At 57.9% G+C, this 23,768-nt stretch carries 26 protein-coding genes; 10 read left to right on the plus strand and 16 right to left on the minus strand.

Annotated features, from left to right (window positions below; translation table 11 throughout):
- The first annotated feature begins 37 nt into the window (after window positions 1-37).
- A complete protein-coding gene (gene cueR, locus OKF39_RS06365) occupies window positions 38-448 on the plus strand; it encodes a Cu(I)-responsive transcriptional regulator (RefSeq protein ID WP_028012206.1) in 411 nt (136 codons plus the stop codon).
- Here cueR and OKF39_RS06370 read toward each other — a convergent pair.
- The 3 genes from OKF39_RS06370 to OKF39_RS06380 all read right to left on the minus strand — a co-directional run bounded on the left by OKF39_RS06370 (window position 445) and on the right by OKF39_RS06380 (window position 2,776).
- The gene (locus OKF39_RS06370; protein WP_028012207.1) at window positions 445-897 is read right to left on the minus strand and encodes an NfeD family protein; all 453 of its coding nucleotides are present in this window, start codon (window positions 895-897) and stop codon (window positions 445-447) included. The two genes, cueR and OKF39_RS06370, sit on opposite strands and share 4 nt — an antisense overlap.
- Window positions 894-1,808 (minus strand): SPFH domain-containing protein, encoded by a 915-nt coding sequence (locus OKF39_RS06375; RefSeq protein WP_008499312.1) that lies wholly within the window; start codon window positions 1,806-1,808, stop codon window positions 894-896. The genes OKF39_RS06370 and OKF39_RS06375 overlap by 4 nt, the downstream gene beginning before the upstream one ends.
- A 110-nt stretch (window positions 1,809-1,918) precedes the next feature.
- A complete protein-coding gene (locus OKF39_RS06380; protein WP_234106092.1) occupies window positions 1,919-2,776 on the minus strand; it encodes a hypothetical protein in 858 nt (285 codons plus the stop codon).
- 246 nt (window positions 2,777-3,022) lie between these two features.
- Here OKF39_RS06380 and fetA point away from each other — a divergent pair, with 246 nt between their 5' ends.
- Both fetA and fetB read left to right on the plus strand, forming a co-directional pair.
- On the plus strand, window positions 3,023-3,694 hold the full coding sequence (gene fetA / locus OKF39_RS06385) for an iron efflux ABC transporter ATP-binding subunit FetA (RefSeq protein WP_479983590.1): 672 nt from the start codon (window positions 3,023-3,025) through the stop codon (window positions 3,692-3,694).
- A complete protein-coding gene (gene fetB / locus OKF39_RS06390; protein ID WP_248071331.1) occupies window positions 3,687-4,469 on the plus strand; it encodes an iron efflux ABC transporter permease subunit FetB in 783 nt (260 codons plus the stop codon). Before fetA ends, fetB begins: the two co-directional genes overlap by 8 nt.
- 50 nt (window positions 4,470-4,519) lie before the next feature.
- On the opposite strand, the gene OKF39_RS06395 is transcribed toward fetB, so the two are convergent.
- The 3 genes from OKF39_RS06395 to tesA are packed head-to-tail and all read right to left on the minus strand — an operon-like array spanning window position 4,520 to window position 6,855.
- A complete protein-coding gene (locus OKF39_RS06395) occupies window positions 4,520-5,374 on the minus strand; it encodes a co-chaperone YbbN (protein ID WP_028012211.1) in 855 nt (284 codons plus the stop codon).
- Between the two features lie 58 nt (window positions 5,375-5,432).
- The gene (locus OKF39_RS06400) at window positions 5,433-6,242 is read right to left on the minus strand and encodes an SDR family oxidoreductase (RefSeq protein ID WP_479983591.1); all 810 of its coding nucleotides are present in this window, start codon (window positions 6,240-6,242) and stop codon (window positions 5,433-5,435) included.
- Window positions 6,232-6,855 (minus strand): multifunctional acyl-CoA thioesterase I/protease I/lysophospholipase L1, encoded by a 624-nt coding sequence (gene tesA, locus OKF39_RS06405; RefSeq protein ID WP_028012213.1) that lies wholly within the window; start codon window positions 6,853-6,855, stop codon window positions 6,232-6,234. Before tesA ends, OKF39_RS06400 begins: the two co-directional genes overlap by 11 nt.
- Here tesA and ybbA point away from each other — a divergent pair.
- The 3 genes from ybbA (at window position 6,826) to OKF39_RS06420 (ending at window position 11,251) form a co-directional block, all read left to right on the plus strand.
- The gene (ybbA, locus tag OKF39_RS06410) at window positions 6,826-7,512 is read left to right on the plus strand and encodes a putative ABC transporter ATP-binding protein YbbA (RefSeq protein ID WP_047367632.1); all 687 of its coding nucleotides are present in this window, start codon (window positions 6,826-6,828) and stop codon (window positions 7,510-7,512) included. The genes tesA and ybbA overlap by 30 nt on opposite strands.
- Window positions 7,509-9,923 carry a putative ABC transporter permease subunit YbbP gene (gene ybbP, locus OKF39_RS06415; RefSeq protein ID WP_479983592.1) on the plus strand — a complete coding sequence of 805 codons (2,415 nt, stop codon included), beginning with the start codon at window positions 7,509-7,511 and terminating at the stop codon, window positions 9,921-9,923. Before ybbA ends, ybbP begins: the two co-directional genes overlap by 4 nt.
- A gap of 182 nt (window positions 9,924-10,105) precedes the next feature.
- The gene (locus OKF39_RS06420; protein ID WP_047367634.1) at window positions 10,106-11,251 is read left to right on the plus strand and encodes a porin; all 1,146 of its coding nucleotides are present in this window, start codon (window positions 10,106-10,108) and stop codon (window positions 11,249-11,251) included.
- Window positions 11,252-11,373: 122 nt separating this feature from the next.
- On the opposite strand, the gene mnmH is transcribed toward OKF39_RS06420, so the two are convergent.
- The 5 genes from mnmH to ppiB form a co-directional block, all read right to left on the minus strand.
- Window positions 11,374-12,444, minus strand: coding sequence for a tRNA 2-selenouridine(34) synthase MnmH (mnmH, locus tag OKF39_RS06425; RefSeq protein WP_045260707.1), 1,071 nt, complete (start codon window positions 12,442-12,444; stop codon window positions 11,374-11,376).
- Between the two features lie 84 nt (window positions 12,445-12,528).
- Window positions 12,529-13,596: a 5-(carboxyamino)imidazole ribonucleotide synthase gene (gene purK, locus OKF39_RS06430; protein WP_041911039.1), complete on the minus strand. Its 1,068-nt coding sequence runs from the start codon at window positions 13,594-13,596 to the stop codon at window positions 12,529-12,531.
- The gene (gene purE, locus OKF39_RS06435; protein ID WP_006809824.1) at window positions 13,593-14,102 is read right to left on the minus strand and encodes a 5-(carboxyamino)imidazole ribonucleotide mutase; all 510 of its coding nucleotides are present in this window, start codon (window positions 14,100-14,102) and stop codon (window positions 13,593-13,595) included. Before purE ends, purK begins: the two co-directional genes overlap by 4 nt.
- 119 nt (window positions 14,103-14,221) lie before the next feature.
- Entirely contained in the window at window positions 14,222-14,944 is a 723-nt protein-coding gene (gene lpxH / locus OKF39_RS06440) for a UDP-2,3-diacylglucosamine diphosphatase (protein WP_045260708.1), read from the minus strand.
- 3 nt (window positions 14,945-14,947) lie between these two features.
- Window positions 14,948-15,442: a peptidylprolyl isomerase B gene (gene ppiB / locus OKF39_RS06445; protein ID WP_000256009.1), complete on the minus strand. Its 495-nt coding sequence runs from the start codon at window positions 15,440-15,442 to the stop codon at window positions 14,948-14,950.
- A gap of 175 nt (window positions 15,443-15,617) precedes the next feature.
- On the opposite strand from ppiB, the gene cysS reads away from it, so the two are divergent.
- Window positions 15,618-17,003 (plus strand): cysteine--tRNA ligase, encoded by a 1,386-nt coding sequence (cysS, locus tag OKF39_RS06450; protein ID WP_045260709.1) that lies wholly within the window; start codon window positions 15,618-15,620, stop codon window positions 17,001-17,003.
- A 42-nt stretch (window positions 17,004-17,045) separates the two neighbouring features.
- Here cysS and OKF39_RS06455 read toward each other — a convergent pair whose 3' ends face one another.
- From OKF39_RS06455 to folD, 5 genes are all read right to left on the minus strand, one after another.
- Window positions 17,046-17,567 carry a metal-dependent hydrolase gene (locus OKF39_RS06455; RefSeq protein ID WP_028012221.1) on the minus strand — a complete coding sequence of 174 codons (522 nt, stop codon included), beginning with the start codon at window positions 17,565-17,567 and terminating at the stop codon, window positions 17,046-17,048.
- A 73-nt stretch (window positions 17,568-17,640) separates the two neighbouring features.
- The gene (gene malI / locus OKF39_RS06460; protein ID WP_028012222.1) at window positions 17,641-18,657 is read right to left on the minus strand and encodes a Mal regulon transcriptional regulator MalI; all 1,017 of its coding nucleotides are present in this window, start codon (window positions 18,655-18,657) and stop codon (window positions 17,641-17,643) included.
- An 83-nt stretch (window positions 18,658-18,740) separates the two neighbouring features.
- A complete protein-coding gene (locus tag OKF39_RS06465) occupies window positions 18,741-20,240 on the minus strand; it encodes a PTS transporter subunit EIIC (RefSeq protein ID WP_028012223.1) in 1,500 nt (499 codons plus the stop codon).
- A gap of 224 nt (window positions 20,241-20,464) precedes the next feature.
- Complete coding sequence (gene ybcJ / locus OKF39_RS06470; RefSeq protein ID WP_028012224.1) at window positions 20,465-20,677, minus strand: ribosome-associated protein YbcJ; 213 nt, start codon at window positions 20,675-20,677, stop codon at window positions 20,465-20,467.
- 1 nt (window position 20,678) lies between these two features.
- On the minus strand, window positions 20,679-21,545 hold the full coding sequence (gene folD, locus OKF39_RS06475; protein WP_028012225.1) for a bifunctional methylenetetrahydrofolate dehydrogenase/methenyltetrahydrofolate cyclohydrolase FolD: 867 nt from the start codon (window positions 21,543-21,545) through the stop codon (window positions 20,679-20,681).
- 310 nt (window positions 21,546-21,855) lie between these two features.
- On the opposite strand from folD, the gene fimA reads away from it, so the two are divergent.
- The 3 genes from fimA to fimC all read left to right on the plus strand — a co-directional run bounded on the left by fimA (window position 21,856) and on the right by fimC (window position 23,760).
- On the plus strand, window positions 21,856-22,419 hold the full coding sequence (fimA, locus tag OKF39_RS06480) for a type 1 fimbrial major subunit FimA (protein ID WP_028012226.1): 564 nt from the start codon (window positions 21,856-21,858) through the stop codon (window positions 22,417-22,419).
- Between the two features lie 68 nt (window positions 22,420-22,487).
- The gene (gene fimI, locus OKF39_RS06485; RefSeq protein WP_028012227.1) at window positions 22,488-23,033 is read left to right on the plus strand and encodes a type 1 fimbrial protein subunit FimI; all 546 of its coding nucleotides are present in this window, start codon (window positions 22,488-22,490) and stop codon (window positions 23,031-23,033) included.
- Window positions 23,034-23,067: 34 nt separating this feature from the next.
- Complete coding sequence (fimC, locus tag OKF39_RS06490) at window positions 23,068-23,760, plus strand: type 1 fimbria chaperone FimC (RefSeq protein WP_028012228.1); 693 nt, start codon at window positions 23,068-23,070, stop codon at window positions 23,758-23,760.
- Window positions 23,761-23,768: the final 8 nt, after the last annotated feature.

Here is a 23,768-nt window from a genome sequence, read left to right on the forward strand (position 1 = left end):
TTAAACCTTCCATCAAGGGGAAGGTCAAGGGGGAAATGTGAATATCAGTGACGTGGCAAAAAAAACCGGCTTAACCAGCAAGGCGATCCGCTTTTATGAAGAGAAGGGGCTGGTAACGCCACCGCTGCGCAGTGAAAACGGCTACCGCAGCTACACGCAGCTGCATCTCGATGAGCTGACGCTGCTGCGCCAGGCAAGACAGGTGGGGTTTAACCTGGAAGAGTGCGGCGAGCTGGTTAACCTGTTTAACGATCCGAAGCGCCACAGCGCGGACGTGAAAAAACGCACGCTGGAAAAAGTGGCGGAGATCGAGCGCCACATCATCGAGCTACAGGCGATGCGCGAACAGCTGCTGCAGCTGGCGGAATCCTGTCCGGGTGATGACAGCGCCGACTGCCCGATTATTGATAATCTTGCCGGCTGCTGCCATCGCAAAACCCACGTCTAGCAGGCTTTTACCCGCAGCGTAATCCCTTCCACCGCAATGACCTCAACCTGCGTTCCGGCACTGAGGTCGTCGTCGGCCACCACCGGCCACGAGCTGTCGCCCACGCGCATGTGCCCGCGCCCGTTCACCAGCGCGGCGTCGAGCGTAAAGCGCTTGCCGACAATCTGCTGTCCGCGCTGGTTGAGATGCGCGTCCAGCGGTTTCTGCTCTTTGACCTGACGGTTAAGCCAGCGCCACCACAGCCAGGCGGCAACCAGCGTCAGCACGGCAAACAGCGCGCCCTGCCACGCCCAGCCCAGAGGAAGGATCCAGACCAGCAGGCCCGTAATGACTGCGGCAACACCGCTCCAGAGCAGGTAGCCGTTGCCGCCAAGCATCTCCGCCGCCAGCAATAAGCCACCGAGGCTTAGCCAGAAGGCATGAGGATGTGCAACGATGAGCTCAATCATTTTTTACGCTCGTTTCCGCTGTCTTTGATCAGTTCGGCGATCCCCGCGATAGAGCCCATCAGGCTGCTGGCGTCCAGGGGCATCATCACCACTTTGCTGTTGTTCGCGGAGCCGATCTCTTTCAGCGCATCGGTATATTTTTGCGCCACGAAGTAGTTCACGGCCTGGATATCACCGGCGGCAATCGCCTCGGAGACCATCTGTGTCGCGCGGGCTTCCGCTTCAGCGGAACGTTCACGCGCTTCCGCCTGTAAGAACGCGGACTGACGGTCGCCTTCGGCTTTCAGGATCTGCGACTGTTTTTCCCCTTCCGCTTTGAGGATCTCCGCCTGACGGACCCCTTCGGCTTCCAGAATATAGGCACGCTTGGTACGCTCGGCCTTCATCTGCGCGTTCATGGAGGCGATCAGCTCTGCCGGTGGGCGCACGTCGCGGATCTCAATACGGGTGACTTTGATCCCCCACGGGTTCGTTGCCTCATCAACAATGTGCAGCAGGCGGGTATTGATGCTGTCGCGCTGGGAGAGCATTTCGTCCAGCTCCATCGAGCCGAGCACGGTACGGATGTTGGTCATCGTCAGGTTGACGATCGCCAGCTCCAGGTTGCTCACCTCATAGGCCGCTTTCGGCGCATCAATCACCTGAATAAAGCAGACGGCATCAATGGTAACGTTGGCGTTATCTTTGGAGATCACTTCCTGAGAGGGGATATCCAGCACCTGCTCCATCATGTTGATCTTGCGACCAATTCGGTCCATGAACGGCACAATCAGGCTTAGGCCGGGCTGCAGCGTGTTGGTATAGCGGCCGAAGCGCTCTACGGTCCACTGGTAACCCTGAGGGACAATTTTGACACCTGCGCCCACGATAACCAGCGCGACGAATATAAGGACGGGAACAACGATGAGCATAAAAACCTCCTGTTTTGCATGCTTTGATGAGAAAAAGCGCGTGTTTGCTATTCGTAAGTATATCGGCTAATGGGCTAAAATTCGCCCCGTCCGACGGGCGGGGCAGAGCGTTAGTGGTAGCTGTAGGTAAAGTCAGCGATCAGCGCATCGTCACCCGCATCGGCAATGGCTTTCGACAGGCCGTGATAAAAGGTCTCCAGCCCAATCTCTTCAACCTGGCGCAGCTGCTCGCGGATCGGCGCGCAGAACAGTTCCGCATTGCCCGCGCCCACGCGCTTGTTGTTCGGCGGAAGCTGACCGGTGATCCCTTTGAACCAGGTGCGAACCGCGCCCTTCAGTGAGGTGGGCGCGTCGTTGACGGCGTCGTGTCCCGTCAGAATTTGCAGCGTCGGGAACTGGTCTGAACAGACTGCCGTTTTCATACGCGCATAAAACTGGCTGAAGAGTTCGAAAGACTGCAGATCGGTGACTTTGGGTTTGGTCGTTTTGCCCTGAACGTTGCCTGTCTTTTTCGCCGCGGGCTGCGCGGGCGCCAGCTTATTGAGCTGCAGATCGAACAGCAGGTTCGCGTGTTCGCGTCGTTTGCTTACGTCCGGGAAGCGCTCAATAAACGCGCGGATAAATTCCGGCGTCATCAGGTCCGCAAAGTCATGGTTGACCAGCCACTGGCCGCGGGCAAACTCACCGGGAGACTGGAACCAGGCCGGAACCTTGCCCGGCTCGAACTCTTTGACATTCCCTCTGCCGTCGATTTCAACGAAGCGAGTGCCGTTATCAAACGCAAAGCGGCAATTCTTCAGCTGAATGACCGGCTTCATCTTCAGCAGGCCCTTAACGAACCGGACAAGCTCTCCCCCGAACACATAAGCCGTAACGGATTCTGAAGCAATGGCGGCAAGAAGCTGATCGATGGTTTTCACGCCGGGTTCAAGTTCAGAAAACTCATAAAAAGTGTGAATATTAGACATTCTTGTACTTCCTTATTGTGTTGCGGGCAGAGCTTAACACCACTTTAACGAATGTTCTAAACCAGGGATATGGAAGTGTCGCTAAGGTCACGGCGTAAACTGTAAAGCGAAAGTGTAAAGCACGTCTAATGAATGCACAGTAAACACAATCGGAAGTCTTGGCAGCGAAAGGGGGCGTTAAAACGCGTTGTGACGAACGTGCGGCACGGATTATGCTAATAACGCTCAGGAGTTACTGGAAAAAATATGAACAACGAAAATGCAGTTTTGCAGATAAAGGACGTCGGCTTTCGTGTCGCAAATAACACGATCCTTCAGCACGTCGGGTTTAACCTTTTTCCCGGAGAGTTCAAGCTGATAACGGGGCCGTCAGGCTGCGGTAAAAGCACCTTACTGAAGATCGTGGCCTCACTGCTGAGCCCAACGGAGGGAACCATTCTGTTTGAAGGGCAGGATATTGCGTCACTTTCCCCGGAAAGCTATCGCCAGCAGATCTCTTATTGCGTCCAAACGCCCGTGCTTTTTGGCGACACGGTTTTTGATAACCTGATTTTTCCGTGGCAAATCCGCAATAAAACGCCGGAGCCGGAAAAATTCATCGACGATCTGGCCCGTTTTGGCCTGGCGGAGGAGACGCTGACCAAATCCATCAGTGAGCTCTCGGGCGGAGAAAAGCAGCGCGTCTCGCTGATCCGAAATCTGCAGTTCTTACCGAAGGTATTGCTGCTGGATGAGATCACCAGCGCGCTCGATGATGCCAACAAACGCAACGTCAACGAGATTATTCATCGTTACGCCCGCGAGCAGAATATTGCCGTGCTGTGGGTGACGCACGACTCAAACGAAATTACCCATGCGGATGACGTGATTACGCTCCAGCCGCACGGCGGGAAAATGCAGGAGGCCAACCGTGGGTGAGCATAACATTACCAATGAATCTCTGGCGTTTTCGATGGTGCTGGTGCTGATTGCTATCGTCGTCAGCTACCGGGAAAAGCTGAGCCTGGAAAAAGATATTGTCTGGAGTATCTGCCGCGCGGTGGTTCAGCTCATCATCGTCGGCTATGTGCTGAAGTATATTTTCAACGTCAACCACGCGGTGCTGACGCTGCTGATGGTGCTCTTCATCTGCTTTAACGCGGCGTGGAACGCGCAGAAACGCAGTAAATATATTGATAAGGCGTTTATCTCGTCATTTATCGCGATTACCACCGGGACGGCGCTCACCCTGGCGGTGCTGGTGCTCTCTGGCTCGATTGAGTTTACGCCGATGCAGGTGATCCCTATCTCCGGGATGATTGCGGGAAACGCTATGGTGGCCGTTGGCCTGTGCTACAACAACCTCGGCCAGCGTTTCAGCAGTGAACAGCAGCAGCTGCAGGAGAAGTTAAGCCTGGGGGCGACGCCAAAAGTGGCTTCAGCGCGGCTGATTCGTGAGAGCATTCGCTCATCGCTGATCCCGACCGTGGATTCTGCCAAAACGGTGGGGCTGGTGAGCCTGCCGGGCATGATGTCGGGGCTGATCTTTGCCGGTATCGATCCGGTAAAAGCGATTAAGTATCAGATCATGGTGACGTTTATGCTGCTTTCCACGGCGAGCCTGTCCACCATCATTGCCTGCTACCTGACCTATCGGAAGTTCTACAACCCGCGCCACCAGCTGGTGGTGACGCCGTTGAAAAAGACGGGGTAATATCGGTTTTTGTAGGCCCGGTAAGCGTTAGCGCCACCGGGCATTTTTTGTTAATAGAGCAGCGCGTACAACTGACGACGATACTTCGACGCCAGCGCGTCTCCGGTGCCCAGCGCGGCCAGGATCTCCTGGAACATCTTGCGCGCCTGACCGTCTGCGGCAGCCAGATCTTTCTGCAGGTGGCTAAACAGCAACTCCAGCGCCTCTTCGTTACGTCCCACCTGATGCAGCTGGAGCGCCAGCTGGCTTGCCAGCGCGGCATCCGCCGGGTTGTCGGCCACCTGCTGTTGCAGCTGCTGAATTTCCGGGGTGTCCGCCGCCTGCTTCAGCAGCTCAATCTGCGCCACCAGCCCCTGATAGCGGGTGTCCTGATCCTGCATTGGAACCGTCTTGAGCACGGCTTCCGCGTCTTCTGAACGGTGCAGGGCGATCTGCGTTTCCGCCAGCAGCAGGCCGATCTGGCTGTTCTGGTTCGACAGCTGCCACGCCTCTTTCAGCAGCGGCAGCGCCTCGTCGTACTTGCCTTCCTGCATCAGCGCCATCGCTTCCTGCGCTTTCAGCTCTTCTTCGCGCGGCAGCACTTTATCCAGCAGGGCGCGAATCGCCTCTTCCGGCTGAGGGCCCTGGAAGCCATCGACAGGCTGGCCGTTCTGGAACAGATAAACGGTTGGAATGGCGCGCAGACCAAACTGCGATGCCACCATCGGTTCGGCGTCACAATCCAGTTTCGCCAGAATGAACTGACCGTTGTACTGCGCGGCAAGGCTTTCCAGCACCGGCGTCAGCTGCAGACAGTGCTGGCTGCGCTCAGACCAGAAGTAGAACAGCACCGGTTTAGCCATCGACTGTTCGAGGACCTGTTGCAGGTTTGCTTCTGTAATATTGACGATATTCTGTACGGACATGCGGCTTTCTCTTTTGTCGGTTTACTCTTTACATGGGGATGAGCGTCGTCGCTTCAACTCAGCCGTGCAAAATTTTGTCCATTATCCTGCCCGGCAGCAGGCGCTTTAACCAGCCGATGGCATGGGTGACCAGCGTCACCGGATAGCGCATTTTGGGATGCTCGCTCTCAAAAGCATGGCGCACTTTGGCAACCACCGCCTCTGGCCCGAGGGTAAAACGTGCGGCGATGCCGGGGTTTTCGACCGGCTTGTCCGCCTGGGTCTGGTTCACGTTTTCGGTAAAGCGGGTGCGGATCGGGCCGGGTTCAATCAGGCTGACCTTGATGCCGCTGTGGCGCAGCTCCATGCGCAGGGCATCGGACCAGGCTTCCAGCGCATATTTGCTGGCGGCGTAGGCGCCGCGGCCCGGGGTGGAAATCAGCCCCATCACTGACGATGTCATCACGATGCGCCCTTCGCCGTGCGGCAGCATGGCCGGGAGCAGACGCATGGTGAGCTGATGGACGCCAAAGAAATTGGTTGAAAACTGCTTCTCCAGCGTTTCGCGCGAGAGCGTATCCAGCGGGCCATACACGCCGTAACCGGCATTATTAAAGAGACCGTACAGACGGCCTTCGGTCAGGGCTATCACCTCGTCGGCGGCGCGTTCAACGCTCTCCGGCGAGTCCATATCCAGCTGTATGCCGGTAAAGCCCAGCCCGTTCATGCGCTCGACATCGTCAGGCTTGCGGCACGCTGCCAGCACCCTAAATCCCTGGCGTTTTAGTTCAAGCGCGCTTTCAAGGCCGATTCCGCTGGAACATCCTGTAATTAAGACCGATTTTTGCATAACTTTACCTGTCAGGAACTCCGCTGAATTACGAGTCATGTTTAACTAAAGGAGCCAGCCGCGTTGCCATCCAGTCGGCAATAAACGGCTGCGCATCGCGATTGGGGTGGATACCGTCGTCCTGCATCCACTGAGGTTTGAGATAGACCTCTTCCATGAAAAATGGCAGGAGCGGAATATCAAACTCTTTGGCAAGCTTAGGGTAGATCGCGCTAAAGGCCTCATTATACCGACGACCGTAGTTGGCGGGCAGGCGAATTTGCATCAGCAGCGGCTGGGCGTTTGCCGCCTTGATGTCCCGTAAAATGGTGCGCAGCGTTTGCTCGGTTTGCTGAGGCTGGAAGCCACGCAGGCCGTCATTACCGCCAAGCTCAACCAGCACCCAGCGCGGCTGATGCTGCTTGAGCAGCGCAGGCAGGCGCGACAGACCCTGCTGCGAGGTATCGCCGCTGATGCTGCCGTTGATAACGGTCGTCTTGCTTTGCCATTTGTCATTGAGCAGAGCCGGCCAGGCCGCGCTGGCCGCCATGCGGTAGCCCGCGCTCAGGCTGTCGCCAAGAATCAGTAACGTGTCCGCTGCCGCCGCGCGGAAGGTCATCAGCATCAAAAACAGGAAGGGCAAATGCCAGCGGAAAACAGTGTTGAAGTTCATCGTCTTAAGAAGTCCGTCGGTCAGGGGGAGCAGGAGCTTTCAATCCTTACCGGAGTTGAACTCGTTGTCAAACGCGCCGAAACCATCGCGCTGATTGGCGAATCCGGTTCCGGCAAGTCTACGCTGCTGGCGATTCTGGCCGGTCTGGACGACGGCAGCAGCGGCGAAGTCCACCTGGTCGGGCAACCGCTGCACCAGCTTGATGAAGAGGCGCGAGCCGCGCTGCGCGCGCGGCATATCGGTTTTGTCTTTCAGTCCTTTATGCTGATCCCGACCCTGAACGCGCTGGAAAACGTCGAGCTCCCGGCGCTGCTGCGCGGCGAAAAGAGTCGCGAAAGCCGCGATCACGCCAAAGCGCTGCTGGAACAGCTCGGCCTGGGCAAGCGCCTCGACCATCTTCCGGCACAGCTTTCCGGCGGCGAGCAGCAGCGCGTGGCACTGGCGCGGGCGTTTAACGGCCGCCCGGAAGTGCTGTTTGCCGATGAACCCACCGGCAACCTTGACCGTAAAACCGGCGACAAAATTGCTGACCTGCTGTTTTCGCTTAACCGCGAACATGGCACCACGCTGATCCTCGTGACCCACGATCCGCAGCTGGCCGCCCGCTGCGACCGCCGCCTGCGGCTGGTGAACGGTATTCTTCAGGAGGAAGCATGATCGCCCGCTGGTTCTGGCGCGAATGGCGCTCGCCCTCGCTGCTGATTGTCTGGCTGGCGTTAAGCCTGGCGGTGGCCTGTGTGCTGGCGCTCGGCAGCGTCAGCGACCGTATGGAAAAAGGGCTCAGCCAGCAGAGCCGCGAATTTATGGCCGGGGACCGGGCGCTGCAAAGCTCGCGTCCTGTGCCGCCTGGCTGGATTGAGGAAGCGCGCAAGGAAGGGCTAAAGGTGGGGGAGCAGCTCACCTTCCAGACCATGACCTTCGCGGGGGACACCCCGCAGCTCGCCAGCGTGAAGGCCGTGGACGACATCTACCCGATGTACGGGGAATTACAAACCAGCCCGCCGGGGCTAAAGCCGACGCCCGGCACGGTGCTGCTGGCATCGCGCCTGATGGCACTTCTCAACCTGAAACCCGGCGACAGTATTGACGTTGGCGATGCCACGCTGAAAATCGCCGGGGAAGTGGTGCAGGAGCCCGACTCCGGCTTTAACCCGTTCCAGCTCGCGCCTCGCCTGCTGATGAACACCGCCGATGTCGCGAAAACCAACGCCGTCCAGCCGGGAAGCCGCGTCACCTGGCGCTACAAGTTTGGCGGCACGCCCGCGCAGCTGGAGGCGTATGAAAAATGGCTTCTGCCGCAGCTCAAGCCGGAACACCGCTGGTACGGGCTGGAGCAGGACGAAGGGGCGCTCGGCAAATCCCTCGAACGTTCCCAACAGTTCCTGCTGCTGTCGGCGCTGTTAACCCTGCTGCTGGCGGTGGCGGCGGTTGCCGTGGCGATGGGGCACTACTGCCGCAGCCGCTACGACCTGGTGGCGATCCTTAAAACCCTCGGCGCGGGGCGGGCGCAGCTGCGCAAGCTGATCGTCGGCCAGTGGCTGATGCTGCTGGCCCTCTCTGCGCTTACCGGCGGAATAATAGGCCTGCTGTTTGAAAAACTGCTGATGGTGATGCTGAAACCGGTGCTGCCGGCCGCCTTGCCCCCGGCAAGCCTCTGGCCGTGGCTGTGGGCGATGGGCGCGATGACGGTGATCTCGGTGCTGGTGGGGCTGCGCCCGTACCGCCTGCTGCTCGCGACGCAGCCGCTGCGGGTGCTGCGCAATGATGTGGTGGCGAACGTCTGGCCGCTGAAGTTCTATCTTCCGGCGATTATTGCTGTTGCGGTCGGGCTGCTGGCCTGGCTGATGGGCGGCAGCACCCTGCTGTGGGCCGTGCTGGCTGGCGCGGTGGTACTGGCGCTGCTGTGCGGCGTGCTGGGCTGGATACTGCTCAACGTCCTGAAAAGGCTGACGGTAAAATCCCTGCCTGTGCGGCTGGCGGTCAACCGCCTGCTGCATCAGCCCTGGTCAACGCTCAGCCAGCTGTCGGCCTTTTCGCTGTCGTTTATGCTGCTGGCGCTGCTTCTCGTGCTTCGCGGGGATCTGCTGGATCGCTGGCAGCAGCAGCTTCCGCCGGAAAGCCCGAACTATTTCCTGATCAACATCGCACCGGAACAGGTGACGCCGCTGAAGGGCTTCCTGTCGGAGCATCACATTATTCCCGAGTCGTTCTATCCCATCGTCCGCGCGCGTCTGACGCAGATCAACGGTCAGTCAACCGAGGGGAACAAGGACGAGTCGCTTAACCGCGAACTCAACCTGACCTGGCAGGAGAAACGTCCCGACCATAACCCCATTACCGCCGGTTCCTGGCCGCCGAAAGCGGGAGAGGTGTCGATGGAAGAGGGGCTGGCGACGCGCCTGAACGTGAAGCTCGGGGACAGCGTGACCTTCACCGGTGATACCCAGGATTTTACCGCCAAAGTCACCAGCCTCCGTAAAGTGGACTGGGAAAGCCTGCGGCCAAACTTCTTCTTCATCTTCCCGCCGGGCGCGCTGGACGGGCAGCCGCAGAGCTGGCTGACCAGCTTCCGCTGGGAAAACGGCAACGGCATGCTGACGCAGCTTAACCGGGAGTTCCCGACGGTGAGCCTGCTGGATATTGGCGCGATCCTCAAACAGGTCGGGCAGGTGCTGGAGCAGGTGAGCCGCGCGCTGGAGGTGATGGTGGTGCTGGTGACAATCTGCGGCATATTGCTGCTGCTGGCGCAGGTGCAGGTGGGCATGCGCCAGCGTCATCAGGAACTGATAGTCTACCGCACGCTCGGCGCGGGTAAGCGGCTGCTGCGGGCGACGCTCTGGAGCGAGTTTGCGCTGCTTGGGCTGGTGGCGGGTCTGGTCGCGGCGATTGGCGCGGAGACGGCGCTGGCGGTGCTGCAGACAAAGGTCTTCGACTTCCCGTGGGAGCCTGACTGGCGTCTCTGGCTAGTACTCCCTCTCTGCGGCGCGGTGCTGCTCTCCCTCTGCGGGGCCTCGCTCGGCGCGCGCTTGTTAAAGGGCAAGGCCCTGTTCCGGCAGTTTGTGAATTGATTTGGCATGGTAATCATTACGTACCGGTTTTTATGCCGGTGCGTAATGCTTAAATAGCACAAAGTGATAATGCCAACGCATTTAGTAGCACAAAACATTAAAAACCCGCCCACACAGCCCGAAAATTTCCGGTTAATATTCACCAGCTAAATATTTAGCAGCGTGTCTATTAAGGAAAAATAATGACTATAAAAAAATCAGCGCTGGCGGCAACGATCGGCGCGGCAGTGGCATTGACTACTTTTGCATCTCAGGCAGAAATCACCGTACTTAAGCAGGATCCTCAGGCGGGTAACCCGCTGAGCCGCCTGAACTTCACCGTTGGCGGCAGCATTCGTCCTCAGTTCCAGAACATGACCGGCGATGACGGCAAAAACGGCTACAAGCGTAACGGCTTTGACGGCGGTACCCGCTTCCGTTTCGCGGCAGACTACTACCTGTTCGATGACATCAGCTGGATCAGCTACTACGAGCTTGGGGTGAACATTCCGGCGCAGTTTAACTGGGATAACCACTACGCCGACGGCGCGCACGACACCTCACGCCGTATGCTCTACACCGGCCTGAAGAGCGATACCTGGGGTACGCTGACCTTCGGCCAGCAGAACAGCGTGTACTACGATGTGGTGGGCGCGAAAACCGATATCTGGGACTACGACATGATCGGCCAGGCGCCGGGTAACGGGATCAATGGCGACTACGACGGCTCTTACCGTTCACGCCAGATGCTGAAATATAAGAAAACCGTGGGCGATGCGGACATCTATGCATCCTACCTGTTTGAAGACAGCGAATACCTGCCGGGCAACGGCCTGCGCTACAAGCGTAAAGGCGGCGGCTCACTGGGTATCGATTACCACCTGACCACCGATCTGACCTGGGGCGCTGCGTGGAACTACACCCGCGCGGACATGCGTAACCCGGACAACGGCGACAGCAAATCCTACGACCAGAATATTGTCGGTACCGCGCTGAGCTGGACGCCGGACAACTGGACCTTCTCCGCTGGCGGCGGCTGGTACCAGAACTTCCTGACCACCAAAAAAGTGTCTGTTAACGACTACTTTGCGGGCGACGCGTGGGGTATTGAATACTTCGCAGGGTACAAATTCCCAATCGGTCAGTACGCGGTGAAATCCATCCAGCCTTACTTCATGGGTGACCGCATCGAGTACGTGAACGGCCGTAACTACCAGCGCATCGACAACGGCGTGGGTATCAGCTTCCAGCTGGATTACGGTTTCCGCGTGGATTACGAACACGTGTTCACCTCCAGCACCGACAACCTGGGCGACATGAACCTGGTGCGTCTGCGTTACGACTTCTAAGATGTCATGTAGGGTGCGGCCTGATGCCCTCACCCTGACCCTCTCCCACGGGGAGAGGGAAAAAACATTAAAAACGGCAACCCAGGTTGCCGTTTTGCTTTTACCTCGCCACCCGGCTTTTTTTAGCGATTAAGCCACTCGGCAATTTCTGCGAACGTCCCGCGATAGACAATCTTCTCCGCTTTCTTCTCCAGCTGATAGCCGTACATCGGGTCGTAATAGTCCTTCAGCAGCGGTACAAGCCAGCTGAAGTGCGCGTCGGTGCTGCCCGTTCGCTGTTGTTCGGCAAGGGCCGCGTCCAGCAGCGCCGTAAATTCCGCAAAACGCTGTAGCCCAAGCCGACGGCGAATGGCAAACAGGCCGTGGTGCAGGTACTCGCTGTACTCCTTCCAGCCCGCCTCCTCACCGTACGCGGCAGAAAAATCCGCCCACATGTGGTCAAAATACTCTTCGCGCAGGCGCTCAAGTCGGGTTTCAAACGGGTCTTCGACGACAACGATAGGGGCGTCAACCATGCGGTCGCGCAGGCACTCCGGCAGGTGGTTGGAGCCAATCATCCGGCCCTCGTCCTCCAGCACCCAGCGCGCGGCGTCTTTTTTCAATAGCTCAACCGCAAGGTGATTCTCGAAGCTCGCCTGGGAAAGCTGCGGCGTAAGCGTGCGGCCAAACGACGAGCCGCGATGGTGCGCCAGCCCTTCCAGATCGATGCCCTGCGCGTGCTGCTTCACCAGCAGCGTTTTACCGTTGCCGGTACAGCCGCCAATAAGCACCATCGGCTTTTGCGACTGCTCAATGGTGACCTGAATCGCCGTCTGGCGCAGGGCCTTATAGCCGCCGCGGATCAGCGGGTAGTCGATGCCAGCCTCTTTCAGCCAGGCCTGGGAGATATGCGAGCGCTGCCCGCCGCGGGCGCAGCAGAGATAGCCCTCGGGGTGCGCAAGGCTGGCTTCGCGCCAGGCGTTAATGCGCGCTTCCCGCGTCTCGCCGCTCACCAGACTATGGCCGAGCGCCAGCGCGGCGTCGGGTCCCTGGCGCTTATAGCAGGTACCGACGGCGGCACGCTCGTCGTCGTTCATTAAGGGCAGGTTGAGTGCGGCGGGCATCGCACCCTGGGCAAATTCGATCGGCGCGCGAACGTCGATTAAAGGGGTATCAGACGCGAGGATCGCGCGATAGTCCGTTCCATCGTTCATGGTGATTCCAGAAGAAAACTCAGCAGCAATGGGCGGGGATTGTACGCCGGGGAAGGGGAAGGTCAACTCCCCGGCGCAGATGTCTTACTTGAGCTTTGACTGTGCCCAGACAATTCCGCTCGCGTATTCTGGCGGCAGGAGAGGAACGATCGCCTCCAGGGTGGCACTCAGGCGGTCGGTATCGCTGTCGTTCAGGTTGAGATGACCCACTTTACGACCCGCGCGAACCTCTTTGTCATACCAGTGCAGATGCACCAGCGGCAGCTTCAGCCAGTCGTAGTTCAGATCGGTCCCGATCAGGTTGATCATCACCGACGGGCTGTTAACGACGGGCTGTGGCAGCGGCAGGTCGGTGATGGCGCGCAGGTGCAGTTCGAACTGGCTGATAGAGGCGCCGTTTTGCGTCCAGTGGCCGCTGTTGTGCACGCGCGGCGCCAGCTCGTTGATCAGCAGGCCAGACGGTGTGACGAAGCACTCCATCGCCATCACGCCCACGTAGTCCAGCTCGTGCATGATGGCAGAAAGCATCTCTTCCGCCTGCGCCTGCTGGTCGGCATTGGCGTGCGGGAAGGCGACGCTGGTGCGCAGAATGCCGTCCTGATGCAGGTTATGCGTCAGCGGGTAAAACACCGTGCGGCCATCGTGCCCGCGGGCGCCTACCAGCGACACTTCGCCGCTAAAGTTGATGCCCTGCTCAACGATGCACTCGCCGTAGCAGTCGTCCGGCAGCTCGGCGGTGTCGCCTGCGCGCAGGCGCCACTGGCCGCGGCCGTCGTAGCCACCCACGCGGCGCTTCACGATCGCCAGTTCGCCCAGCATGGCGAAGACGTCATTCCACTCGCTTTTATCAGACAACAGCTGCCACGGGGCGGTTGCGAGGCCCAGCTTGTCGAACAGCTGCTTCTGCGTCAGACGGTCGGCAATGATCGGGAACACGTCGCGGTTCACAAAGGCGTTATGGCGCGCCAGCTCGCGGGTCAGGGCGGTTTCCGGCCAGCGTTCAATTTCGGCGGTGATTACGCTCTGATGGAACGGCACCGCTTCCGGCTCGGCGTCCAGCCCGACGGGCCAGACGGCAATCCCCAACGGTTCGCCAGCCTGACGCAGCATGCGGCCCAGCTGGCCGTTGCCGAGGACGCAAACCTGCTTCATGCCGCACCCCGCGGGTCCGGGTTATCCAGCACCTCGTCGGTCTGGGCTTTACGCCACTCCGCCAGGCGCTGGTGTAAATCTTTGTCGTGCGTTGCAAGAATTTGCGCGGCCAGCAGGGCGGCGTTCGCCGCGCCCGCTTTGCCAATTGCCAGCGTGCCGACAGGAATACCGCGCGGCATCTGGACGATGGAGTAGAGGCTATCGACACCGCTTAACGCGGCGCTTTGTACCGGGACGCCCAGAACCGGCACCAGCGTTTTGGCGGCAATCATGCCCGGCAGATGTGCTGCGCCGCCCGCACCGGCAATAATCACCTCATACCCGTTCTCTTCGGCGCTTTCGGCGAAGCTGAACAGTTTGTCCGGCGTACGGTGTGCGGAAACCACTTCAACGTGGTGCGGAACATTCAGGATTTCAAAGATTTCGGCGGCGAACTGCATGGTAGCCCAGTCGCTTTTGGACCCCATCACGATGGCGACACGCGCCGGATTATTGCGGGAAGACATGCGTCTTAAAACTCCTGTGGTGCGAAACACACTGCTTTCGAGGGCACAGAGAATAGCATGTTATACGGGCAAGGAAAACGGTTGCGTGGCTGAGAAACAAGCGAAACGACGAGAAAACGTTAAAACGGAAAAGCGATCAGTTCGACACCTTCCGGGGTGACTTTGACCATCGAACCCTCAGTGTGCCATGCGCCCAATACCACGCGATGGGCCGGTTCACCGTTGGCGCTCAGAGAATGCACGTCAGGGCGATGAGTATGACCGTGGATCAGCCACTGAACGCCATGCTTTTCCATCACGCTCACCACAGCTTGCGGGTTGACGTCCATGATGGTCAGGGATTTGCTGCTATTGGCGGCTTTGCTGCCCGCACGCATTCTGGCGGCGATGCGGTTGCGGATAAACAGCGGCAGGGCAAGGAACACCTTCTGGATCCACGGGGTGTGGACCTTAGCGCGAAACGCCAGGTAGCCGGTATCGTCAGTGCAGAGCGTGTCGCCGTGCATGATCAGTACCTTGCGGCCATAGAGATCGAGCACCTGCTCTTCCGGCAGCAGCGTCATACCGCTTTCGCGGGCATAGCGCTTGCCGAGCAGGAAATCACGGTTGCCGTGAATGAAGTAGCAGGGGACGCCGGAATCTACCAGCGTTTTAATGGCGGCAGCCATTTCACGATGCAGCGGGTTAGGATCGTCGTCGCCAATCCAGGCTTCAAACAGATCGCCCAGGATGTACAGCGCATCGGCGCTTTTCGCTTCACCGCGTAAAAAACGCAGAAAACCGGCGGTTATCGCCGGTTCTTCTGTTTGCAGATGCAGATCCGCAATAAAGAGTGTCGCCACGAATTACTCGCTGACGGTCACGCTTGTAATCACAACGTCTTCTTTAGGAACGTCCTGGTGCATGCCGCTGCGGCCGGTAGAGACGGCTTTGATCTTGTCAACCACGTCCATACCTTCAACCACTTCTGCGAACACGCAGTAGCCCCAACCCTGCAGGCTTTCGCCGGAGAAGTTCAGGAAGTCGTTGTCCGCTACGTTGATGAAGAACTGCGCGGTGGCAGAGTGTGGTGCCTGAGTACGGGCCATTGCCAGCGTACCGCGGGTGTTTTTCAGGCCGTTGTTCGCTTCGTTTTTGATCGCCTCTTTGGTCTCTTTCTGGCGCATGCCAGGCTCGAAACCGCCGCCCTGGATCATAAAGCCGTTGATCACGCGGTGGAAAATAGTGTTGTTGTAGAAACCTTCGCGGCAGTAGTCCAGGAAGTTTTTAACTGTTTCAGGCGCTTTGTCATCAAAGGTCTTGATTACGATATCGCCATGATTAGTGTGGAAAGTAACCATTTTTGCATCCTGTTCCGTTATTGTGGTACGTCGACCCGCCTTCGGGTCATATATAGGGGCTTGTTATAGCATAACCACAGGACGCGATCACCTTGCATTGTGTGCTGATCCTATTCCGAATTATGGGTATTATATGGAACAAACAACTCACACACGTGTTTACATGGAATCTTCGATGTTAAAAATCTTTAATACAATGACGCGCCAGAAAGAGGAATTTAAACCTATCCATGCCGGGGAAGTCGGCATGTACGTGTGTGGTATTACGGTTTACGATCTCTGTCATATCGGCCATGGCCGTACCTTTGTCGCGTTCGACGTGGTCTCTCGCTACCTGCGCTTCCTGGGCTATAACCTGAAGTACGTGCGTAACATCACCGACATCGACGACAAAATCATCAAGCGCGCTAATGAAAACGGCGAAAGCTTTGTTGCGCTGGTGGATCGCATGATTGTTGAGATGCACAAAGATTTTGATGCCCTCAATATTCTGCGTCCGGACAGCGAGCCGCGTGCGACCCACCATATCCACGAAATTATCGAGATCACCGAAAAGCTGATCGAACGCGGTCACGCCTATGTGGCAGACAACGGCGACGTGATGTTCTCCGTCCCGACGGACCCAACCTACGGCGCGCTTTCCCGTCAGGACCTGGACCAGCTGCAGGCCGGCGCGCGCGTGGACGTGGTTGACGTGAAGCGTAACCCGATGGACTTCGTGCTGTGGAAGATGTCCAAAGAGGGTGAACCAAGCTGGCCATCCCCGTGGGGCGAAGGCCGTCCGGGCTGGCACATTGAATGTTCCGCGATGAACTGCAAGCAGCTGGGCAACCACTTCGACATTCACGGCGGCGGTTCGGATCTGATGTTCCCGCACCACGAAAACGAAATCGCACAGTCTACCTGCGCCCACGGCGGCGAGTACGTTAACTACTGGATGCACTCCGGGATGGTGATGGTTGACCGCGAGAAGATGTCGAAATCGCTGGGCAACTTCTTCACCGTGCGCGACGTACTGAAGTATTACGACGCGGAAACCGTGCGCTACTTCCTGATGTCTGGCCACTATCGTAGCCAGTTGAACTACAGCGAAGAGAACCTGAAGCAGGCGCGCTCGGCGCTGGAGCGTCTGTACACCGCGCTGCGCGGCACCGACAAATCTGTGCCTGCGGCGGGGGGCGAAGCGTTCGAAGCGCGCTTTGTTGAGGTGATGAACGATGACTTCAACACCCCGGAAGCCTACTCCGTACTGTTCGACATGGCGCGCGAAGTGAACCGCCTGAAGTCAGAGGACATGGCAGCGGCGAATGCGCTGGCATCTCATCTGCGTAAGCTCTCTTCCGTGCTTGGCCTGCTGGAGCAGGAGCCGGACGCGTTCCTGCAGAGCGGCGCGCAGGCGGATGACGGTGAAGTGGCGGAGATTGAAGCGTTGATCAAGGCGCGTCTGGAAGCGCGTCAGGCCAAAGACTGGGCGGCGGCGGATGCGGCGCGTAACCGTCTGACCGAGATGGGCATTATTCTGGAAGACGGCCCGCAGGGGACGACCTGGCGTCGTAAGTAAGTCTGTAACGCCCGGTGGCGCTAACGCTTACCGGGCCTACTTTTACCTTCTTTTCCACCACAACATCCCCATCAGCACCACCCCCGGCAGCCACACCCACAGCAGTTCCGAGATAATGACCTCATGCCCGTACGGCGTGGCGTAGCGCGACAGCGCAAACGGCGCGACCTTAATCACCTGCCACGGCGCAAAGAAGCGCTCGTCTGACCACGGCCACAGCCAGCCGACGCCTTTTCCGCCGGTGGTAACGGAATCCAGCAGGCTGTGCGACAGCAGTGAAACGGTTAAGAACAGCCAGCAGCGCGTCAGGCTGGCCCGGAACCATCGTCGGCCAATCAGCACGCAGAGTATCGGTACCGCAAAGGCAAACAGCAGCGAATGGGTAAAGCCGCGGTGGCCGAAAATATTCCCGTAGGCGACGCCGAATTTGAACGCCAGCACGTCGGCGTCCGGCAGCATGGCGAGCACGATCCCGGCAAACAGCAGGCGGGGAGGGATGACTTTCGTTCCCAGACCTAAGCCCAGGCAAAGGGGAACAGCAGCGTGAGTGATAACGGTAGGCATTGCAATTATCCATGGCAAATCACAGCAATATAGCAGCGAATCCGCTGCAGCAAACCTGTGTCAAATTCTGATTTTACGCCGACTCGCGGGCGATAAGCTGCCCGGACAGCGTAATGCGCTGGGTTTGCAGATCCGGCTCCTTCAGCTTGCGGATAATCAGCCCCGCCGCCTGTCGTCCGGTTTCATCGCTGGCCGAAGAGACGTAGGTGAAGGAAGGGGAGGTGAGGTTGACGTGGAGCATATCTTCAAAACCGATCAGCGCCACCTGCTGGGTCAGGAACACGTCTTTCCCCACGGTGCGGCCCACCTGATGAATGCCGGAAATGGAGCCGATCATCGCATCCGGGGAGTGGCAAAGCAGGGCGGTGATGGAGCTGTTTTTCTCCAGCAGCTGGCGCGTTGCCATCGCGGCGGCCTGGGTGTCGTCGCTGCAGGCCGGTGAATAATCATCGCGCCAGACCAGCCCGTTTTGCGTCATCGCGCTGCGAAAGCCGAGCAGGCGCTGCTCGCGGATAAGACAGCCCTCGCGCCCGCCAATGTAGGCGATCGTGCGGTGTCCGCGTTCGATAAGATAGCGTGCGGCCAGGTTCGCCGCCTGGCGATTATCGCGCATGACCAGATTGCATTTTTCGTCCAGCAGAGACTGCGAGACCGCCACCAGCGGCAGCGGGCACTGGCGGATCTGCTCCGGTAAAGCGGCGTTACGGGTGTCAGACGCCAGATAAATAACGCCCGCGACGCCCTGCTGCTTAAACGACAGCAGGGTCCGTTCCAGATGTTCCTGGTCGTTCAGCGGCTGGCCGAGAAACACCATATAACCCTGTTTCTCCAGCTCCTGAACGATGCTCGCCATCACCTTGATGGAAAAGCTGTCGCTGAAGTCGCGCAGGATCAGGCCGATAAGATTGGAGGTGTTGGCGCGGAGGTTGGCAGCGGCAACGTTATGAACATAGCCCAGCGTCGTGATGGCGGCATTGACCTTCTCGATCGTCGCCTCTGAGATTTTCCCTTTCTGACGTAGCACCAGCGACACGGTAGAGACCGAGACGCCCGCGTGCTTTGCGACATCAATGATGCTGACTTTCTTCAAAACCGCTCCCTGAAATTTACCGATTATCAGCCGGATAAGACACGTCTCCCAGCGTACAGGAGACGTGTCGTTCAGGCATCTTATTATTTGCCGATCATGGTGGACATGGTCTGGGCGATAAACTGTGCTCTGGCACCGAAAATCACCTGGATCCCGTTGTCGCCGACGAAGACCACGCCGCGCGCGCCGAGCCCGTTCAGTCCGTCCCTGTCTACCGCATCGCTCTTCGCCACTTCCAGACGCAGGCGGGTGATGCAGGAGCCGACGGAGTCAATGTTCTGAGCGCCGCCCAGCAGGCCGATGATTTCGGTGGCAAGTTCGGAATCGGACTTGTCATTCGCGCTGGCGGTCACCTCCGTACGGCCCGGCGTTTTCACGTCGAAACGACGGATCACGAAGCGGAACGTGAAGTAGTAAATCAGCGCCATCGGAATGCCGATGATAATGGCACTCAGGAAGTTGGTCTGATAGCCGTTAAACGACGGCAGGATCCCGAACGACAGGTAGTCGATAAAGCCCGCCGAGAACGATTTGGCGATATGCGCGTGCAGCAGGTACATGGTCATGTACGCCAGGCCCGCCATGATGGCGTTGAAGACGTACAGAATCGGCGCCACGAAGATAAAGGTGAACTCTACCGGCTCGGTGATCCCCGTCAGGAAGCAGGTGAGGGCAGCGGAGAAGAGAATACCGGCCGCGATTTTCTTATTCTTCGTATGCGCTTCGTGGTACATCGCCAGGCATGCAGCAGGCAGCGCGAACAGCATCAGCGGGAACTCGCCCTGCATGAACTTACCGGCGTTCTGGTAGGTGTCGCTGCTGAAGGATTTCACCCCCTCTTCGAGCATCTTGAACCAGATGGTCTGGTCACCGTGGATCACCTGGCCCGCCTGGGTGGTGTAATCCCCGAACGAATACCAGAAGGACGGATACCAGATGTGGTGCAGGCCGAGCGGGATCAGCGCGCGCTCCACCAGCCCGAAGATAAAGGTTGATGCCGCCTGGTTATCACCGTTTACGATCACGGAGAGCGCGTCGATACCGGCCTGAATATGCTGCCAGACGTACGGTAGCAGCAGCCCCATCAGGAAAGAGAGGAACGCCGTGGCGATCGCCACAAAGCGCTTCCCGGAGAAGAAGCCGAGGAACTCCGGCAGCTGCATGGTGTGGAAGCGGTTGTAGCACCAGGCTGCGAGAATGCCGCAGATAAGCCCGCCGAAGACACCCATCTGCAGCGTCGGGATGCCGACCACCATGGCATATTTTCCGCCCTGTGAGGCCATTTCCGGCGTAATGCTTAATACGGTACTGATGGTGATGTTAGTGACAAACACCGACACCGCCGCGGACAGCGCCGCGATACCGGATTCCGAGGCCAGACCGACAGCAGAGCCGATGGCAAACAGCATCGGCAGGTTATCAAAGATAACCCCGCCGGCGTTCATCATCAGCGGCAGGTGGAACTTATCGCCGAAGGCCAGCAGCAGGCCCGCAGCGGGAAGCAGTGAAATTGGCAGCATTAAGGCGCGACCAATCATCGATAACTTAGACAGCGATTTAACAAACCCTGATATCAGACTCATGCTGATTTCCCCCGAGTAGCGCTTTTTAAGCGCTGTTATTGTAAGTAGAACGTTTTAGTAGAACGTTCTACTTATCGTGGGGAAAGTCTGAAAAACGTGCAACATAATTTTCACGTTTCACCCAGAGGGAATCGTGATTATTTGAAGTTGATCGATAATTAACCGCGATGGGTATGGGGGGATTTTTGATCCCCTCTCCCCTTTGGGGAGAGGGTGAGGAGGGCTCAGGCCGTCACGGTCACGCTCTGCCCTTCAAAGCTCACGGTCTGGCCGGCGACAATCTTGCAGCGCTTGCGGGTTTCCACCACGCCGTCTACTTTCACCTGCCCGTCGGCGATAACGATTTTCGCCTGCGCGCCGCTTTCGCTCCAGCCTTCCAGCTTGAGCAGATCGCACAGCTCAACGTGCGGGTGTTTGCCTAATGAAAATGTGGCCATCTTATGCTTCCTCTACATCGTGGTACTCTTCGCATGCCTGCAAAGTATTCTGAATCAGCGTTGCTACAGTCATCGGGCCAACGCCGCCCGGTACTGGTGTAATGTAAGAGGCGCGAGCCGCTGCATCTTCGTACACCACGTCGCCGACTACTTTGCCGTTTTCCAGACGGTTAATCCCGACGTCCACGACAATCGCGCCCTCTTTGATCCACTCGCCCGGAATAAAGCCCGGCTTGCCGACCGCGACGATCAGCAGATCGGCGTTTTCAACGTGGTGACGCAAGTTTTTGGTAAAGCGGTGGGTCACGGTGGTGGTGCAGCCGGCCAGCAGCAGCTCCATGCTCATCGGACGGCCCACGATATTGGACGCGCCGATGACCACGGCGTTCAGACCGTAGGTGTCGATGTTATAACGCTCCAGCAGCGTCACGATGCCGCGCGGGGTGCACGGGCGCAGACGCGGCGCGCGCTGGCACAGGCGGCCCACGTTGTACGGATGGAAACCGTCGACGTCTTTATCCGGCGCGATACGCTCCAGCACCTTCACGTTGTCGATGCCCGCAGGCAGCGGCAGCTGAACCAGAATGCCGTCGATCTCTTTATCGGCATTCAGGGTGTCAATAAGTTCCAGCAGTTCCGCTTCGCTGGTGGTTTCCGGCAAATCGTAAGAGCGGGAGACGAACCCCACCTCTTCACACGCTTTGCGTTTGCTGCCGACATAAATCTGTGATGCCGGGTTGCTGCCAACCAGCACAACGGCCAGCCCGGGAGCGCGTTTTCCGGCGGCTTTACGCGCCTTCACTTTTTCCGCGACCTCAGAGCGCACCTGCTGCGCAATCGTTTTACCGTCAATAATCTTTGCTGCCATCAGAGAGAAGATTCCGTCTGTAACGTTTGAAAGGGGGGATTGCCTGTATTTTGTCAGAAGCGAGCGCCGCTGTCAGTCACCCTTTACGAGTTTTCATCCGTGAGGCGCAAAAACCCTTCTTAAGTGATGGTCAATTTCTTAGACGGGATTAGGATGTGACCTGGCGAAATGGCAGTGTTTTGACATATTTAAAAATTACATCCTGAGCTACTTTGTCTCCTCCGAAATAAGTTTTCAATTATGCAATTGAACGTATTTCTTATTCCCGATTTTTCGCGGGAAGGGTTATTTACATTTTAAAGGAATAGACATGAAACTCAGCAACATTGCTTCTTCTGTTATTGCAACACTGGCCCTGGTCGCGGGTGCCGCTAATGCAGCCGATCCCGTTACGCCGGTTACCGTAAATGGCGGTACCGTGCATTTTAAAGGTGAACTGGTTAATGCTGCTTGTTCAGTAAATACCGATTCTTCCGAGCAGACGGTTAATCTCGGTCAGTATCGTACCGCGAAATTCACCAAAGTGGGCGACACCACCTCTAATATTCCGTTCAACATTGAACTGAATGACTGCGATCCGCTGGTTGCGAAAACCGCTGCCGTTGCTTTCACCGGCCAGATCGACGCGACCGACAAAACCCTGCTGGCCGTGACGTCCGGTAACAACGACAACACCGCGAAAGGCGTGGGTATCGAGATCCTCGACAGCAAATCCAGCGTGCTGACCCCGGACGGTGCCACCTTCTCTGCCGCGAAAGACCTGATTAAAGGGACTAACACCCTGCAATTCACCGCGCGCTACAAATCAACGGCTGCAACCACCGAGCCAGGCCAGGCGAACGCTGACGCCACCTTCGTAATGAAATACGAATAATACCCTCGCACAGGGATGTTCAGGCCTCAGGGACGAGGCCCGTCATACGCTACTGCCAGGAACGAAGGATGACAAGGACTGGAACACTACTGCTGTTAACCCTTGCGATGGCCTGCCCGGCATCGGCGCATACCGTGGTGATCGAAGGCGGCAAGGTGCATCTTCGTGGGGAGCTGGTAAACGGCGGCTGTGCCGTGGCGCCCGACAGCCAGAATATGCGCATCGACATGGGGCAGTACCGAACCAATTCATTTTCCGGTGTGGGCAGCTTTTCAACGGTTAATGTGCCGTTCACCGTGCGGCTGCTGGACTGCAGCGTGGATGTCTCCCGCATCGTGGGGATCCAGTTTCAGGGCGTGACGCCCGCGGAAGATCCGCAGGTTTTTCTGGCGACATCGCGGCCAGGTGAAACGCCTGTCAGCAGCGGCGTGGGGCTGGCGCTTTTTGATGAGCAGCAGCGTCAGATTATCCCGAATGCGACGGCCGTCAGCTGGTTGCCCGTGAATACCAGCGAGCTCGCATTTCATTTTAGCGCCCGCTATCGCGCTATTTCCGAACACCTCGTGCCAGGCAATATTCAGTCGGATGTCTGGTTTACGTTGATTTATCCATAACACCTGCGAACACATTATTAAAGGTACGGTTTTGATGAATATGCTAATTAAACCAGGACTGCTTTTATCGTTTATTTTAATGATGGTTTCTGCTTGCGCGAATGCTTCCGGCGGTATTGCGCTGGGGGCCACGCGCGTTATTTATCCGGCGGATGCGAAGCAAACGTCGCTGGCGATCACCAACAGCAATAAACAAGAACGCTACTTAATTAACGCGTGGATCGAAAATGCCAGCGGGCAAAAGGAAAAAACCTTTGCCGTCACGCCGCCGCTGTTCGTTAGCGAGCCGGACAGCGAAAACACGCTGCGTATTATTTACGCCGGGCCCGCGCTGCCCGCCGATCGCGAATCGCTCTTTTACATGAACGTGAAGGCGATCCCGTCAGTGAACAAAGCGAAAACAGAAAACAATAACGTGCTGCAGCTGGCGATCCTTTCGCGCATCAAGCTGTTTGTGCGCCCGAATAACCTGGCGATGCAGCCGGATGAGGCGCTTTCCCAGCTGCGCTTTGAGCGCGTGGGGAACCATCTCAAAGTCAGCAACGCCTCGCCGTATTACATCACTCTGGTCAACCTGAAGCTGGGCGGTCAGACGCTGGAAAACCTGATGGTCGCGCCGAAAAACTCGGCTCAGCAGGTGCTGCCCGCCGGGGCCGGCGGTACGCTCTCCTGGCAGAGCGTGAATGACTACGGCGCCATTACACCGGCGCGCAGCGTCAACCTGTGAGCAGAGTC

Source organism: Enterobacter cloacae complex sp. HYC042_NIDB (genome assembly GCF_056673315.1).

Bases quoted from the DNA above. Each gene is read 5' to 3' on its own strand.
- fimI (WP_028012227.1), top strand. From the start codon at position 22,488: ATGACAAGGACTGGAACACTACTGCTGTTAACCCTTGCGATGGCCTGC.
- OKF39_RS06370 (WP_028012207.1), bottom strand. From the start codon at position 897: ATGATTGAGCTCATCGTTGCACATCCTCATGCCTTCTGGCTAAGCCTC.
- OKF39_RS06455 (WP_028012221.1), bottom strand. From the start codon at position 17,567: ATGCCTACCGTTATCACTCACGCTGCTGTTCCCCTTTGCCTGGGCTTA.
- OKF39_RS06400 (WP_479983591.1), bottom strand. From the start codon at position 6,242: ATGACTCGTAATTCAGCGGAGTTCCTGACAGGTAAAGTTATGCAAAAA.
- purK (WP_041911039.1), bottom strand. From the start codon at position 13,596: ATGAAGCAGGTTTGCGTCCTCGGCAACGGCCAGCTGGGCCGCATGCTG.
- tesA (WP_028012213.1), bottom strand. From the start codon at position 6,855: ATGAACTTCAACACTGTTTTCCGCTGGCATTTGCCCTTCCTGTTTTTG.
- mnmH (WP_045260707.1), bottom strand. From the start codon at position 12,444: ATGAACGATGGAACGGACTATCGCGCGATCCTCGCGTCTGATACCCCT.
- fimA (WP_028012226.1), top strand. From the start codon at position 21,856: ATGAAACTCAGCAACATTGCTTCTTCTGTTATTGCAACACTGGCCCTG.
- OKF39_RS06465 (WP_028012223.1), bottom strand. From the start codon at position 20,240: ATGAGTCTGATATCAGGGTTTGTTAAATCGCTGTCTAAGTTATCGATG.
- OKF39_RS06420 (WP_047367634.1), top strand. From the start codon at position 10,106: ATGACTATAAAAAAATCAGCGCTGGCGGCAACGATCGGCGCGGCAGTG.
- purE (WP_006809824.1), bottom strand. From the start codon at position 14,102: ATGTCTTCCCGCAATAATCCGGCGCGTGTCGCCATCGTGATGGGGTCC.
- ppiB (WP_000256009.1), bottom strand. From the start codon at position 15,442: ATGGTTACTTTCCACACTAATCATGGCGATATCGTAATCAAGACCTTT.
- OKF39_RS06375 (WP_008499312.1), bottom strand. From the start codon at position 1,808: ATGCTCATCGTTGTTCCCGTCCTTATATTCGTCGCGCTGGTTATCGTG.
- folD (WP_028012225.1), bottom strand. From the start codon at position 21,545: ATGGCAGCAAAGATTATTGACGGTAAAACGATTGCGCAGCAGGTGCGC.
- OKF39_RS06395 (WP_028012211.1), bottom strand. From the start codon at position 5,374: ATGTCCGTACAGAATATCGTCAATATTACAGAAGCAAACCTGCAACAG.
- ybbP (WP_479983592.1), top strand. From the start codon at position 7,509: ATGATCGCCCGCTGGTTCTGGCGCGAATGGCGCTCGCCCTCGCTGCTG.
- cysS (WP_045260709.1), top strand. From the start codon at position 15,618: ATGTTAAAAATCTTTAATACAATGACGCGCCAGAAAGAGGAATTTAAA.
- OKF39_RS06380 (WP_234106092.1), bottom strand. From the start codon at position 2,776: ATGTCTAATATTCACACTTTTTATGAGTTTTCTGAACTTGAACCCGGC.
- ybbA (WP_047367632.1), top strand. From the start codon at position 6,826: ATGCCAGCGGAAAACAGTGTTGAAGTTCATCGTCTTAAGAAGTCCGTC.
- fimC (WP_028012228.1), top strand. From the start codon at position 23,068: ATGAATATGCTAATTAAACCAGGACTGCTTTTATCGTTTATTTTAATG.
- fetA (WP_479983590.1), top strand. From the start codon at position 3,023: ATGAACAACGAAAATGCAGTTTTGCAGATAAAGGACGTCGGCTTTCGT.
- ybcJ (WP_028012224.1), bottom strand. From the start codon at position 20,677: ATGGCCACATTTTCATTAGGCAAACACCCGCACGTTGAGCTGTGCGAT.